Here is a 13,638-nt window from a genome sequence, read left to right as displayed (position 1 = left end):
AATTGCATCTGGATTTCTGCTTTTTTATTTCTTTTGTATCGACAACCTGGCAACTTTCTTTTTTGTTTCTGTAAAGAGTGCATCCAGTTGGATATGAGCGTAATGGCTCGATATCTTATCTTTCACAAATTCGAAACGTTCTTCGCCGTTCAATGGAAGCAATATATAAACAACCTTTCCTTTACGGTCATCTAACTTTTTCCCACCGTGCTCAAGTAATTCACTATAGTTGTCTATCGCCACATTCATCAACTCAACTGCTTGATGATCTTTTTTGTCATAAAAAGTTTCAATCTGGTCGCGTACTGTTTCCCATTGTTCAAAATAAGGTGCCAGTAGCTTCTTATTGATACGGTTCACTTCATTCGGCATTTGCTTTCATCCTTTTCTTCCCTTCCCTGCATAACGGCAGGAGTGGACAAATAGTACATCCAGGGTTTTGCGCTTTACAGTGGTATCTCCCGAAAAAAATGATTTGGTGATGCGTATCTGTCCATTTTTCCATAGGTGTCCAGCGCATGATTTTTTCTTCAATAGCTAGCACCGAGTCTTTCCACCTATTCATACCTAGTCGCTTCGCAACACGTTCCAGATGTGTATCGATAGCAATGGCGGGTATGCCAAATGCATTCGATACGACAACGTTCGCCGTTTTACGGCCGACGCCTGGCAACGTCATCATAACGTCTCGGTTAGCAGGCACTTCCCCGCCAAAATTATCAATAAGCATTTGACTTAGAGCTTGAATATTTTTCGCCTTATTGCGGAATAACCCAATCGATCTGATATCCGTCTGTAGTTCCTCGACATCAACCGCTAGATAATCTTCAGGTGTTTTATATTTTTTAAACAGCTCCGCCGTCACCCGATTAACAAGAACATCCGTACATTGGGCAGATAGTAGCGTTGCTATTGTCAGTTCAAAAGGATTGTCATGCACTAGTTCACAATTTGCATCTGGGAACATTTCGCCGAATTGTTCAAGGCAAAATTCCCATTGTTTTTTTGTCAGCATGTACTCCCACCTAATCCCGTTCTTCCAGCCAGTTATAGAAAGGTACACGTTTTACCGACACAGTTTTTTCTGGTTGCTGTGACGGACGTGTTCCTACAGTCCGGAATGACTTTGTTTGACGTTCAACATCAGACAATGTCTTAACATTTTTCTTTTTCCACTCAAAAAGAATCCGATCGATATATCGAAGACTTAACTTTTGTGCGATGACCGCTTCTTTTAATGCTGCGCGAATAATTTCGACTGTATGTCCATCGTCATCCAGCCACATCGTAATTGATTCGCATTCCATTGGTGATAGAAAACGTCCAAATTCTTGTTCGAACAGCGAAAAAATTTCCCCTTCCGCGTTCTTATGCGTCTCTTCTTCAACTTCATTCGCTGCTAACGCAATATGGTCGACTAATCGATCCCACAAAGATTGCAATGAAAAAGTTTCATGTAAAACTCCATTTTGATCTTCACTTTGACCAATTCTGAGTAAACCGTGCTGCATTAAACGTTGTAAAACCATGGACACTTCATTTTCTGTTAAATCCATACGACTTGCAAACTCGCTTGGGGTTGGAAAATGATTGCCCTCGGATTTGTATGCTGTCATATGCATAATCAGCATTGCATCCAGATCTTTGATCCCTAGACTTTTATAATTGTGAAAAAAAAGCTGGGAAATGTTAACATTCCCCTGCTCAATCCAAATTCGGAGCCGTTCTTCGTGTTGCATGTCCGAACTCCTCTCTTCTATTTAGGTATTAAGGGTACAATCTATTCAAAAGACGCGGGAACGGAATCGTTTCACGCACATGTTCTACACCTGAAATCCAAGCAACCGTACGTTCAAGTCCAAGTCCAAATCCTGAATGCGGTACTGCCCCGTATTTACTAAGATCCAAATACCATTCATAAGCAGACTCATCAAGATTATGCTCTTTGATTCGTTGTTTCATTAACTCATAGTCATGAACTCGCTCTGATCCACCGATGATTTCTCCGTAGCCTTCAGGTGCTATCAAATCTGCACAAAGAACAACATCGTCACGGTCAGGATGCGGTTGCATGTAGAACGGTTTGATGCCGATTGGATAATGTGTGATGAATACTGGCATATCATAACTTTCAGCAATTGCAGTTTCGTGTGGTGCTCCGAAATCTTCTCCCCATTTAATGTCGTCAAAGCCGTTGTCATTCAGGAATTTGATAGCATCGTCGTACGAAATACGTGGGAATGGCGCTTGAATTTTTTCAAGCTTAGTCAAATCGCGATCAAGTCTTTCTAGTTCAATTGGACAGTTTTGCAGTACTGATTGAATAACATGCGTCACAAACTGTTCCTGAATGACCAAACTTTCTTCAAACTCGACGAAAGCCATTTCCGGTTCAATCATCCAAAACTCAATCAAGTGACGGCGTGTTTTTGATTTTTCCGCACGGAACGTCGGCCCGAATGAAAACACTTTTCCAAGTGCCATAGCCGCGGCTTCCATATAAAGCTGACCGGATTGCGAGAGAAATGCGTCCTCATCAAAATATTTCGTTTTGAACAGTTCAGATGTCCCTTCTGGTGAAGAACCTGTCAAAATGGGAGGATCTACTTTTACAAATCCGTTGATATGGAAAAATTCATACGTTGCGCGAATTACTTCGTCGCGGATTTTCATAACAGCATGCTGTTTACGAGACCGGAGCCACAGATGACGGTGGTCCATCAAAAACTCTGTTCCGTGTTCTTTTGGTGTGATTGGATAATCGACTGCTTCATGAATGACTTCAATTTCTTTCACTTGCAGTTCATAACCGAATGTCGAGCGCTCATCTACAGTTACTTCTGCAGTAATATATAGTGAGCTTTCTTGTGTCATTGATTTTGCTTTTGCGAATATATCTTCGCCTACCACTTCTTTAACTACGACGCCTTGGACGAATCCTGAACCATCACGCAGTTGCAGGAAAGCAATTTTTCCGCTAGAGCGTTTATTGGCAAGCCATCCACCGATACGAACTGTTTCACCAGCGTGGTTTGGCATTTCATGTATCATGATTGTTTTCATAATAACCTCCGAAAGTTAAACTTCTCTATTTTTTATAAGACATGAAAGTATAAGTTTTACGACATGGAACAAGTTCTAGCTCCAGGCGCCTTCCACTTTTCTTATTCTTTCCAATTTGCTTCTACAAATGCATGAATACGTCGAATTGCTTCTTCAAGTAATTCGATTGATGTTGCATAAGACAACCGAATCGTATCTGGAGAACCAAAACCAGATCCAGGGATAACAGCGACATTCGCTGTCGTTAATAATGCTGCAGCGAAATCATCCACATTCGCAAACCCTGTGTTTTTAGCTGCTTCTGATACATCTGGAAGAAGATAGAAAGCGCCTTGCGGCTTAATTACGTTAAATCCAGGAATAGCCGATAGTTGCGGATAGACCTGTTCCAAACGAGATTCGAAAGCTTTACGCATCGTTTCAACTGCATCTTGTGGCCCGTTATAAGCTTCAATTGTCGCATACTGGGAAGTTGTCGTCGGATTTGATGTCGAGTGACTTGCAAGATCTGTCATCGCGTTAACAACGTCTGAATCACCCGCAACATAACCAATACGCCAGCCAGTCATTGAATGTGATTTGGATACGCCATTAATAAGTAATGTCCGCTTTTTTGCATCATCTGAAATTTGCGCGATGGAAACATGTTTTTCTCCACCATAAACAAGTTTTTCGTAAATTTCATCCGAAATAATCCAGATGTCCTTTTCTTTACAAACGGCCGCAATTTGCATCAATTCTTCTTTTGAGTAAATCATGCCTGTCGGGTTCCCGGGCGAGTTGATGATGACTGCTTTTGTTTTAGATGTAACCGCGTCACGGATTTGCTGCGCAGTCACTTTAAATTGTGCTGCCGCGGTCCCTTCGATATGTACAGGAACTCCGCCTGCTAACTTCACTTGTTCTGGATAGCTGACCCAGTAAGGCGATGGAATAATAACTTCATCATCCGGATTGAGCATAACTTGGAACATAGTATATAGTACATGCTTTGCACCAATCCCAATCATGATTTCTTTTCTAGAATAGTCTAATCCCTGGTCTTTTTGTAGCTTTTGAATGATGGCATCTTTTAGAGCTGGCAGACCACCTGCAGGCGTATATTTCGTCTTGCCTTCTTTCATTGATGTATACGCCGCTTCAATAATGTTAGCAGGCGTATTATAATCAGGCTCTCCCGCGCCAAGACCAATTACATCTATACCTGATTCTTTCATTTCTTTCGCTTTTGCCGTTATGGCAAGCGTCGTTGATGGTGAAAGAGTATTCACCCTGGATGCTAATGATTTCGTCAATTGTATCGCTCCCTTAGAGATTCAATATTCGTTTCCACCATTGACCGTTCTCGAAAAACACATAAACGTAATTTAGTTTTCCGTTATCACTTTTAAATGCGACTTCCCAAACCGGTCCCTCTTCCTCTAGCCCAAGCTTGACATGAAGAATTTTTTCTACATCCAGTTCCTTTTTGACGTTTGCAACGGCCTTTTCTGCCGAAATCCCATCCGTCAACTTCACTTCTTTAAAACCATCTTTTGAGTTTTCATCAACGAAGACCGCTTTTTCTTTTCCATCCCCGTCCACACCCAATACCGTTACTGTCGCAACTGTACCATTGAAGACATCGGCAGCACTTACTGATGCGAGCTGTCCCGATTGAATCGCGGATTCGATTGCTGCCTTTTTAGCAGCCGAAAAAGGTTTATTGGCATTAACTAAAACTGCGACGGTGATGACTGAAGTTAACATTAAAAGGAAGACGACGATGAATTTAATCCAATTCAGCATAAATCTTCACGTCCTGTACGTCGTAAAAATGTTTTTTCCGAATCATTATGATTCGCGTCCTTTAAGATACCTATTCATTATAGCAATTTTCGAGTTCATTAACCATAAGTTCGAGTGACACTTTTTTCACGGGTACATTCGGAAATGCCTCCAAGAAGCGCTGGCCATACGACTTTGTTTCAATCCGCCTATCCAAAATAATGAAAAAACCCTTATCTGAAGATGAACGAATGAGCCTGCCGAAACCTTGACGTAATCGCATAACCGCCTCTGGTAAGGCGTGCTCAGTGAATGGATTGAGCCCCGAAGCCGTCAACTTAGCCGCTCTCGCCTTGTAAACCGGCTCTTCTGGGGATGAAAACGGCAACCTAACGACGATAACTGCAGCCAACGCATCTCCTGGCACGTCAACACCTTCCCAGAAACTGTTCGTTCCAAATAAAACGGAATTCGTAAACTGCCTGAAAGACTTCAACAATCTGATCCGACTACCTGAACTGATTCCTTGCGCAAACAATGTATAATCCTCTAACTGCTGACTTTCTGATATTAGGTCATAGGTTTTTCTGAGCATATCTTGTGAAGTGAACAAAACAAAGAGCCTTCCGCCCGTGGCCATGACTGTCTGAACGACTGCGTCTGTGACGGCTTCGATATAATCGGATTGACTGACTTGCTGAATATCAGGCATATCGTTAACAATAAATACTTCCGCCCCTTCATAGAAATGGGCAGGCGCATCAAATGTTAAGAGCGGTATTGAATCAGCGATACCGAGCTGTCTTGCAATGAAACGCTCATTCTCCGGAATCGCAAGAGTTCCAGACGTCCACACAATGCCCGTTTGTTCATCCTTCAGCCTGTCAATGAATGCACGAATCAGTCCAGATCCATCTAGTGAACGTTTGATAACTGTTAGGCTACCAGGAATACTACGCATATCTTTTTCCATCCAAACTGTGAAGTCCTCCGAATTATCATCTACAAAGACTTCAACCCATTCTCCCGCTTTGATTGTCATTTCACGGACCCAAAAATCCCATTCCGAAAGAATTGCCTGTTCATTCCCAGTCATATTGTCAACGTGAATTGCTAAACCACTTGTGAACGATTCAGCTTGACAAATGTAGTCTGACATCGCCTCAGCAACTTGTGAAAAATCAGTTCTTCCATAATTCAATTCAGCTAACGTATAAATGATTCTGTTTCCCTGTTGCTTTTTGCGCTTTGCAGGGTTAAATGTAGTCAAGGTAGCTACCGCATAATCGAACAATGTCAAAAACTTCAAGTATGCAGAATCCAACTGAGCTCTACTACGAGATTGATCTGTTCCAAATTGAGTATTGAGCTGATCAACCTGCTGCAACAGTTGTCCCGTCGCATCAGACGCAATTTGTCCCATGACATACTTCCAATTGGTGTAGGAAAATACGGTTTCATTCATAAATGTTGCCGCTTGAACAAATTGATGGGCCTCATCGACAACGAGTCCAGCGAGTGAGCTGAAAATCTTTTGCTCTCTATTCTTATCAGAAAGAAGCATGGAATGGTTTGTAATAATTAAATTTGAATGTCCGCATCTTTCGAGCAATCGATAATGATAATCAGCAACTTGCTCATCATGTGCTAGCACATTGGACCGCTTTCGAATTCGGTCGACAAACAGCTGGCCTCCACCCGATACATTTAGTTCCTCCAAATCACCTGACACGGTTTCCGTTAGCCAGACGAGGGTTTGCATAATGGCAAACGTTTCATCGTACGACTCATCAGCAATGCGTAGCAGTTCCTCGAATTTACCAAGTGAAATGTATTGTTCTCTACCTTTCAATACGGTCGCCGTCACATCAGATCCAAGTATTATTCTTGCTTTCCCTAGTTCTTCGTCCATGATTTTATCAGCAAGATGATTGGTGTATGTACTGATAACCACAGGCTTTCCAATCGAAATTGAGTGTATAGCTGCCGGCAAGAGATAAGCCATGGTTTTTCCGATTCCAGTCGGCACTTCTGCAATAATTTCTGATCGTCCAGACAATGCATGCCACACTGTATCCATAAATCCGAATTGCGATTCCCTTCGTTCGAAATCAGGATAGGCTTTTTTCAATTGAGCTGTTTTCTCCTGATTGTCAATCGGATACACTGGATGACCAAAGTGATTATCCTTCGCAATCGACATATTTCGATAGGGGATTCCGCGGAAAAATGAATAATCCGAGCTTATTTTTTTCGTCCGCGCCAATTTTAGCGCTTCGTAGAAAAGTGTCGAAAGATCTGATTTCAACCGAAACGATCTACGGTGCAGAAGATTCAGCGTATCCTCTGGTAATGTATGCAATTTAGTCATGCAAATAAGAAACAGCTTTGCAGTCGCCTCTGCATCATCATCAGCGCGATGAGCAGATCCCAGCGGTATCCCAAGCTCTTCAGTAATGTCTTGTAACCTGTAACTGGGAGCGGATGGGATTAAAACTTTAGACAATTCAACCGTGTCGATTTTCTTTCCTGTCCACTTACCAACACCGCATCTTGCAAACTCGCTTTGGAGGAAAGACAAATCGAAATCAGTATTATGCGCTATAAATATTGTCCCTTCCAAAAGGAGTGCAACTTCTGCTGCGATTTCATCAAAAAACGGTGCATCTTTTACGTCTTCGTCGGAAATAGACGTCAATTGACGTATGAAGGCCGGAATTTTTTGTCCTGGATTAACAAAGCGGACATACTTCTCCCCTATTATCCCATCTTTAATAAACACAATCGCGATTTGAATCATCCGATCCCCTTTAGTCGGTGAATGGCCGGTTGTTTCAAGATCGACGACTGCATACGTTTTGTTGTGCATTCGATCATCAACTTCCTGTTTAACATACTACTGCAAATTGTATCACATTCCGGCTTTCGAGTCGGTACAAAGCCCATACAGATTGATAAAAATATGAAAAGTGCAAGACGCCGTTTAGCCCCGACAAGCGCTGGAAGTCTTGAAGATAAAGGCGTACTCTGCCTTTTCAGCAAGACTGAAGCGACTCGAGGGGCTGGCGTCTGGAGTCTAGACAACTAGACATGTAGTAAAACTTATATCTTCTTACTCATTATATAAAAAGCTCATTCGGAATCATGCGTACCGATTCAAAATGAGCCCCTTAAATTAGATAGTCATGCCTTGCTTTTCACGAATAATTTCTTTCACACCGTTTTTTTCATCCATGATAAGAACGGTTGGTTCATGCTTACGCGCTTCTTCATCCGTCATATAGACGTAAGAAAGGATGATAACGATATCGCCACGCTGAACAAGTCGTGCCGCCGCGCCGTTGACACAGATAACACCGCTTCCACGTTCCCCTGCAATGATATACGTTTCAAAACGTGAACCGTTGTTGTTGTTAACTACATGCACTTTCTCATTCGGCAACATGCCTGCTGCGTCGAGGAGATCAGTGTCAATCGTAATGCTCCCGACATAGTTTAAATCAGCCTCTGTTACAGTTGCTCTGTGTAATTTACTGTTCATCATCATTCTGAACATGATAACCATCCTTTTGTTGACATAATTGTATTATCTATTAACCTTGTTTTCCCGAATTTCACAGCACATGCAAGAATCGCTTCGTCTGACGAACCATCGTATTCTGTAAGCGCTGGATAGGACAGTAGTGAAACATAATCCATTATGCCCGAACTATTTTCTGTAATGAAAGCCGCGATTTCCTGTTCAATTTCATCCAACGAGACACCTTTATTGAACAACAAAACACCCTTTTTTAGTGCTTGCTGGATAACTGGCGCCTCCGCACGCTCCATCTCGGTCAGATTGACATTTCTAGAACTTTTCGCAAGGCCATCTTGCTCGCGAACAATCGGAACCCGTTCAATTAACGTTCTCAAGTTATAATCACGAACAAACGTCTCAATAATTGCCAGTTGCTGCGCGTCTTTCATACCAAAATATGAACGGTCTGGGTCAACAATATTAAATAGTTTTAAGACAACTTTCAAAACACCATCAAAATGACCGGGACGAGATGCTCCGCAAAGCACTTTTGACTGTGGCCCAGGCAAGATGTGAACGCCACCGTCTTGCGGGTACATTTCTTCCGGCGTCGGCATGAACAAAATGTCGACCCCTGCCTCTTTTGCTAGACTTGCATCACGGTCTTCATCACGCGGATATGCTTCAAAATCTTCACCAGGACCAAACTGTGCTGGATTGACAAAAATACTCATAACAACGATATCATTATGCTCTCTTGCCTGCTTTACAAGCGTCAAGTGGCCTTCATGTAAAAAACCCATCGTTGGCACGAAACCGACTGTACGGCCTTCGCGCTTGTTGCGGTCAAGCATTCCTTGTAGGGACTCAATCGAGTGAACAACCGTCATTTCAATTGTCATCCTTATTGCCTCCGTATAACGCTACCAATTCTTCTTCTTTCATTGTAAAACAATGGCGTTCTGCTGGGAATGAACCATCTTTCACTGACGCCACATACTTTTTCAAACCCTCATGGATAACTGTACCGACATCCGCAAACACCTCAACAAATTTCGGTACGTGATGACTACCGTACTTTACAGTGTCATGATAAACAAGCACTTGACCGTCTGTTCCTGCTCCTGCACCAATGCCGATAATTGGTATCGAAACTGCTGCAGACACTTGTTCCCCAAGCTGATAAGGAATACATTCTAAGACAATCATAAATGCTCCTGCTGCTTCACATGCACGTGCATCATCTATAAGTTGTTGAGCCGCTTCCGCCGTCTTCCCTTGTACTTTATAACCGCCTACAACGGATGCCGACTGAGGCAATAGACCAAGATGTGCCACGATTGGAATTCCTGTTCCGGTTAGGAGGCGAATCGTATCAACCACATTCCCAGCGCCCTCAAGTTTTAGTGCGTTAGCACCTGTTTGTTGAAAAATACGGACCGCATCGGTTAGCGTTCTGTCTGCACTGCCATGATAAGAACCGAACGGCATGTCAACAACAACAAACGTCTCCTTTGCACCTCTTCTAGTTGCGCTACCGTGATGGATCATGTCATCCGTTGTAACCGCGATTGTCGAATCGTAGCCGAGAACAACCATGCCGAGTGAGTCACCAACGAGAATAATATCGACTCCCGCCTCTTCCGCAAGTTTTGCAGACGGAAAATCATACGCCGTTAGCATGACAATCTTTTCGTTCGCCTTTTTCATTTTGATAAAATCAACTGTGCTTTTCATCTTATTATTCCCCTCTCTTTGAGAAGAAACCGGATATAAAAACCCTTCTGCGCCAAAAAATGGACAGAAGGGTTGTATCATCTTGTGATGGTTTCCTCCGTCCCTGTCTTTTCGTAAAGATCAAGGCAGATCATATTGAATTTTAAGTTTCCATGAGTTTCTAACAGGTGCAGTTCACACTCGATACCGCCCTTCGAAACTACTATAACAAATTGAAAGTTACATGTATAGGGATCAATTTGAAAGTTCGATGTCTGCCGAATAAATACCCCGGATGGTTCCATCATCAAGCTTAAGTTCAAGTACACCTTCTTCAGAGATACCGAGCGCTGTCCCCACAATCGTTTCATTGAGCATAACCGCCCGAATCCGCTTCCCAGTCGTATTGGAATAACTTTCCCATAGCATCTTGATTGGCCCAAATCCATGTTTTACATAGAGATCCGTATATATTTCGAGAAACCCAAGCGTTTTTGCAATCAATTGTGCACGATCTATGGTCTCCCCTGTTAACATTTTAAGTGATGTAGCTATGCCATGCAGTTCCTCCGGAAAATCCGATTCGTCCTGGTTAACGTTCATGCCAATTCCTAGAATAACTGCCTTTACTTGATCAGGATCTGCTTGAAGCTCCGTTAAAATCCCTGTCACTTTTTTGCCTTTAACTAGGATATCATTCGGCCATTTAATATCTGGATCGATTCCTGTCATTTCCTGAATGGCACGCGTTACGGCGACCGCTGCAACTAACGTCATCTGTGGGGCTTGTTGCGGTGTTAGTGTCGGCCTTGTGATAACGCTCATCCAAATCCCTTTACCCGCCGTAGAGCTCCATGGACGCGCCATACGGCCTCTTCCAGCAGTTTGTTCTTCCGCTATAACAACAGTTCCATCTGCCGCACCGTTCTGTTCTTCATCATGCGCGATGAACTGCGTCGATTTACACGTCTCAAAATAATGAATGTGTCGCCCATAGTTTTTGGTCGTTAAATATTTTTGTACATTCGCTTCGTTAACTCGGTCCGGTGATTCGATTAGATAATACCCTTTTTTCCGAATCGTCCCAATCACGTAGCCATTCTTTTCGAGCTCTTTTACATATTTCCAAATGGCAGTCCTTGATAACCCAAATTGATCAGCAATTTCTTGTCCGGAGACTGGTTCACCCTGTGCTTCGAACAGTCTTTTCAACAATTCATTTTTCACGATTGAATTCATATAGAAACCATTCCTTTATGTCGTTTGGATCATTTTTACATGTCCCGTGCAAGACGGCTTTTTCGATTTTCCCTATCCATTCACCGATCCATCTGCCGCCATTTTGACTCGTCCACTCCATCAGTTTCTTACCATCCACTGAAAGATCTGCTACGGACTGAATCGGTAGTGACTGTTTCATCTGTTTAATTTCCGTGATCGAAATTGCTTCGCCATTATTTTGAATTGATTGGAACAACTTTTCTGTTGTAATCAAAGCAGCCAAATCGTAGTGGTAATAGTCATCAAGCGTAAATTGACGATCTATCCGATTCGCGTATGCTTCTTTTACGGATGATAGAAATGTTCTTTCGACGTTTGACAATTTATACGCCCTTGCAACATCCGACGGTGAAAAGTTGCCTGCAATCATAAAACAAGCCCAACCTTCAACTGCCGATTCGAATGGCACAGTCCGGTTGAGTTTTTCGTTATCTATTGGAAAAAGAGGGAGATGTAAATTTAATCCTGTATTTTGTATGCTGTGAAAAGCTTTCGCAGGATTATCTCCTGCAAACAATTTATCCATTTCAGCTTTTAGTCGTTCTACGGATATGAAACGAATTTTCTCAGCATTATCACAAATCGCCTTAAATGTCTGTTCCTCTATATCAAAGCCTAGGACAGCCGTAAAACGGATAGCTCTGAACATTCTGAGCGCGTCTTCGTTAAACCGATCTGCTGCGTTCCCTACAGCTCTAATGATTCGATCAGCCATATCTGCCTTACCACCGAACAAATCGATTAGCTCACCATCTTTTGTCATCGCAAGCGCATTTATCGTGAAATCACGCCGCCGCAAATCTTCCTGTAGAGATTTGACGAAACGCACTTCATCCGGTCGGCGGTGATCTGTATACGTGCCCTCCGTCCGGTAAGTAGTCACTTCAATCGGTTCACCATTCATCAGCACAAGGACCGTACCATGTGCTGTACCAATATCCACAGTTGTCGAAAATACTGCTTTTACTTCTTTAGGTTCCGCAGAAGTGGCAATGTCAATATCCGTCGCCGTTTTACCTAATAGGTAATCCCGTACCGCACCTCCGACAAATACAGCTTCATATCCAGCATTTTCAAGTGTACGGATGACTTCGCGGCTTGGCACAGTTCCGAATGATGATGTCATTTATTGCCCGCCACTTCGTAATAAAGTTTTTCATACTGATTAACGATTGTTGATGAATGGAACTTGTCTGCCGCTGTTGCCAGGCCATTTTCTCTGAATGTAGCATGTAAGCCAACATCTTTCAGTAATAGCAACGCTTTTTCCGTTGCTGCATTGGTGTCACCAACTTGAACAAGAAAACCGTTGTAACCATCTTCAATTACTTCCGGAATTCCACCGACATCTGTCGCAACTGAAGGTAATCCGCAAGCGAGCGCTTCAAGCAGAACAAGGCCGAACGCCTCTTGTTCCGACAAATGAAACATGACATCGCTGATGGCTAGCAGTTCTGGTAAGTCATCCCGTTTTCCCGTAAAAACAACATGCTGTTCTATACCTAATTCAATAACAAGTTCTTCCATCTCCATTTTTTCAGGTCCATCCCCGACAAGAAGTAGTTTTGCATCGACTTCTTTCAATACGCACCTGAAACTTTCAATAATATCGGGAATTCGTTTTATTTTCCTGAAATTCGAAATATGAACAATCACTTTTTCATTCGGATCAATTCCAAAATCACTTTTCAGTGTTCCAGGATTGACCGGACGGTATTTTTTTTCATCGATGAAATTATAAATAGTTACAATGTCTTTTTTCGGTTCAATCAATTCCAACGTCTCTAATCGAAGTGATTCGGACACAGCTGTCGTAATCGTAGATTTATCGATTCCATAACGCACTGTATTGCGCAGTCCTGGATCATGCCCGAGAATCGTAACGTCCGTTCCATGCAATGTCGTGATAACGCCAATCGTGGAATTCGCCATATCTTTACCAAGTGCAGCAGACACCGCGTGCGGTACAGCATAATGGACATGAAGTAGGTCGAGTTTCTCTGTTTCGATTACTTCCGCAATCCGGTTGGCGAGCGCAATATCATAGGGTGGGTATTTAAACACCGAGTAACCATCGATTTTTACTTCATGGAATTGTATGTTTGGGTGTGCATCAAGAAACCTGAACGGCTTACTCGATGTGATGTAATGCATTTCATGGCCCTTATCTGCCATCATTTTTCCAAGCTCGGTTGCTACAACCCCCGACCCCCCTAGAGAGGGATAGCAGATTACACCGACTTTCAACTTTTCCAATAAGAGTGCCCCTTTCGACTTACAGTATTATTTCT

13 protein-coding genes are annotated in these 13,638 nt (G+C 42.7%); all 13 read right to left on the bottom strand.

The features are described from left to right. Positions 1-24: 24 nt before the first annotated feature. Complete coding sequence (locus H2672_RS09745) at positions 25-372, bottom strand: YpoC family protein (RefSeq protein WP_186671110.1); 348 nt, start codon at positions 370-372, stop codon at positions 25-27. After that, a complete protein-coding gene (gene nth / locus H2672_RS09740; protein WP_186671109.1) occupies positions 362-1,015 on the bottom strand; it encodes an endonuclease III in 654 nt (217 codons plus the stop codon). The genes H2672_RS09745 and nth overlap by 11 nt, the downstream gene beginning before the upstream one ends. Before the next feature lie 10 nt (positions 1,016-1,025). Further along, positions 1,026-1,739 carry a DnaD domain-containing protein gene (locus tag H2672_RS09735; protein ID WP_186671108.1) on the bottom strand — a complete coding sequence of 238 codons (714 nt, stop codon included), beginning with the start codon at positions 1,737-1,739 and terminating at the stop codon, positions 1,026-1,028. A 28-nt stretch (positions 1,740-1,767) separates the two neighbouring features. Further along, the gene (gene asnS, locus H2672_RS09730; RefSeq protein ID WP_186671107.1) at positions 1,768-3,063 is read right to left on the bottom strand and encodes an asparagine--tRNA ligase; all 1,296 of its coding nucleotides are present in this window, start codon (positions 3,061-3,063) and stop codon (positions 1,768-1,770) included. A 101-nt stretch (positions 3,064-3,164) separates the two neighbouring features. Continuing rightward, positions 3,165-4,358 (bottom strand): pyridoxal phosphate-dependent aminotransferase, encoded by a 1,194-nt coding sequence (locus H2672_RS09725; protein ID WP_255485636.1) that lies wholly within the window; start codon positions 4,356-4,358, stop codon positions 3,165-3,167. Between the two features lie 13 nt (positions 4,359-4,371). Further along, on the bottom strand, positions 4,372-4,851 hold the full coding sequence (locus tag H2672_RS09720; RefSeq protein WP_186671106.1) for a cell wall elongation regulator TseB-like domain-containing protein: 480 nt from the start codon (positions 4,849-4,851) through the stop codon (positions 4,372-4,374). A gap of 70 nt (positions 4,852-4,921) precedes the next feature. Further along, a complete protein-coding gene (gene dinG / locus H2672_RS09715) occupies positions 4,922-7,699 on the bottom strand; it encodes an ATP-dependent DNA helicase DinG (RefSeq protein WP_186671105.1) in 2,778 nt (925 codons plus the stop codon). 306 nt (positions 7,700-8,005) lie between these two features. Beyond that, a complete protein-coding gene (panD, locus tag H2672_RS09710) occupies positions 8,006-8,386 on the bottom strand; it encodes an aspartate 1-decarboxylase (protein ID WP_186671104.1) in 381 nt (126 codons plus the stop codon). Further along, complete coding sequence (gene panC / locus H2672_RS09705; RefSeq protein WP_186671132.1) at positions 8,374-9,240, bottom strand: pantoate--beta-alanine ligase; 867 nt, start codon at positions 9,238-9,240, stop codon at positions 8,374-8,376. Before panC ends, panD begins: the two co-directional genes overlap by 13 nt. A 1-nt stretch (position 9,241) precedes the next feature. Then, positions 9,242-10,087 carry a 3-methyl-2-oxobutanoate hydroxymethyltransferase gene (gene panB / locus H2672_RS09700; RefSeq protein WP_186671103.1) on the bottom strand — a complete coding sequence of 282 codons (846 nt, stop codon included), beginning with the start codon at positions 10,085-10,087 and terminating at the stop codon, positions 9,242-9,244. Between the two features lie 234 nt (positions 10,088-10,321). Further along, complete coding sequence (locus H2672_RS09695; protein WP_186671102.1) at positions 10,322-11,305, bottom strand: biotin--[acetyl-CoA-carboxylase] ligase; 984 nt, start codon at positions 11,303-11,305, stop codon at positions 10,322-10,324. Then, positions 11,283-12,473: a CCA tRNA nucleotidyltransferase gene (locus H2672_RS09690; RefSeq protein WP_186671101.1), complete on the bottom strand. Its 1,191-nt coding sequence runs from the start codon at positions 12,471-12,473 to the stop codon at positions 11,283-11,285. The genes H2672_RS09695 and H2672_RS09690 overlap by 23 nt, the downstream gene beginning before the upstream one ends. Then, entirely contained in the window at positions 12,470-13,603 is a 1,134-nt protein-coding gene (bshA, locus tag H2672_RS09685) for an N-acetyl-alpha-D-glucosaminyl L-malate synthase BshA (protein ID WP_255485635.1), read from the bottom strand. The genes H2672_RS09690 and bshA overlap by 4 nt, the downstream gene beginning before the upstream one ends. Positions 13,604-13,638 lie beyond the last annotated feature (35 nt).

The organism is Sporosarcina sp. BP05 (assembly GCF_014282005.1).
In the GTDB taxonomy this organism is placed as follows: Bacteria; Bacillota; Bacilli; order Bacillales_A; family Planococcaceae; genus Sporosarcina.
Note: the sequence above shows the minus strand (reverse complement) of the source record. Positions and strands in the feature narration are given on the sequence as shown.

Excerpts from the sequence above, each read along its gene's own strand:
- H2672_RS09735 (WP_186671108.1), bottom strand. The coding sequence starts at position 1,739 with ATGCAACACGAAGAACGGCTCCGAATTTGGATTGAGCAGGGGAATGTT.
- dinG (WP_186671105.1), bottom strand. The coding sequence starts at position 7,699 with ATGCACAACAAAACGTATGCAGTCGTCGATCTTGAAACAACCGGCCAT.
- panB (WP_186671103.1), bottom strand. The coding sequence starts at position 10,087 with ATGAAAAGCACAGTTGATTTTATCAAAATGAAAAAGGCGAACGAAAAG.
- panD (WP_186671104.1), bottom strand. The coding sequence starts at position 8,386 with ATGTTCAGAATGATGATGAACAGTAAATTACACAGAGCAACTGTAACA.
- asnS (WP_186671107.1), bottom strand. The coding sequence starts at position 3,063 with ATGAAAACAATCATGATACATGAAATGCCAAACCACGCTGGTGAAACA.
- H2672_RS09690 (WP_186671101.1), bottom strand. The coding sequence starts at position 12,473 with ATGACATCATCATTCGGAACTGTGCCAAGCCGCGAAGTCATCCGTACA.
- H2672_RS09745 (WP_186671110.1), bottom strand. The coding sequence starts at position 372 with ATGCCGAATGAAGTGAACCGTATCAATAAGAAGCTACTGGCACCTTAT.
- H2672_RS09720 (WP_186671106.1), bottom strand. The coding sequence starts at position 4,851 with ATGCTGAATTGGATTAAATTCATCGTCGTCTTCCTTTTAATGTTAACT.
- panC (WP_186671132.1), bottom strand. The coding sequence starts at position 9,240 with ATGACGGTTGTTCACTCGATTGAGTCCCTACAAGGAATGCTTGACCGC.
- nth (WP_186671109.1), bottom strand. The coding sequence starts at position 1,015 with ATGCTGACAAAAAAACAATGGGAATTTTGCCTTGAACAATTCGGCGAA.
- H2672_RS09695 (WP_186671102.1), bottom strand. The coding sequence starts at position 11,305 with ATGAATTCAATCGTGAAAAATGAATTGTTGAAAAGACTGTTCGAAGCA.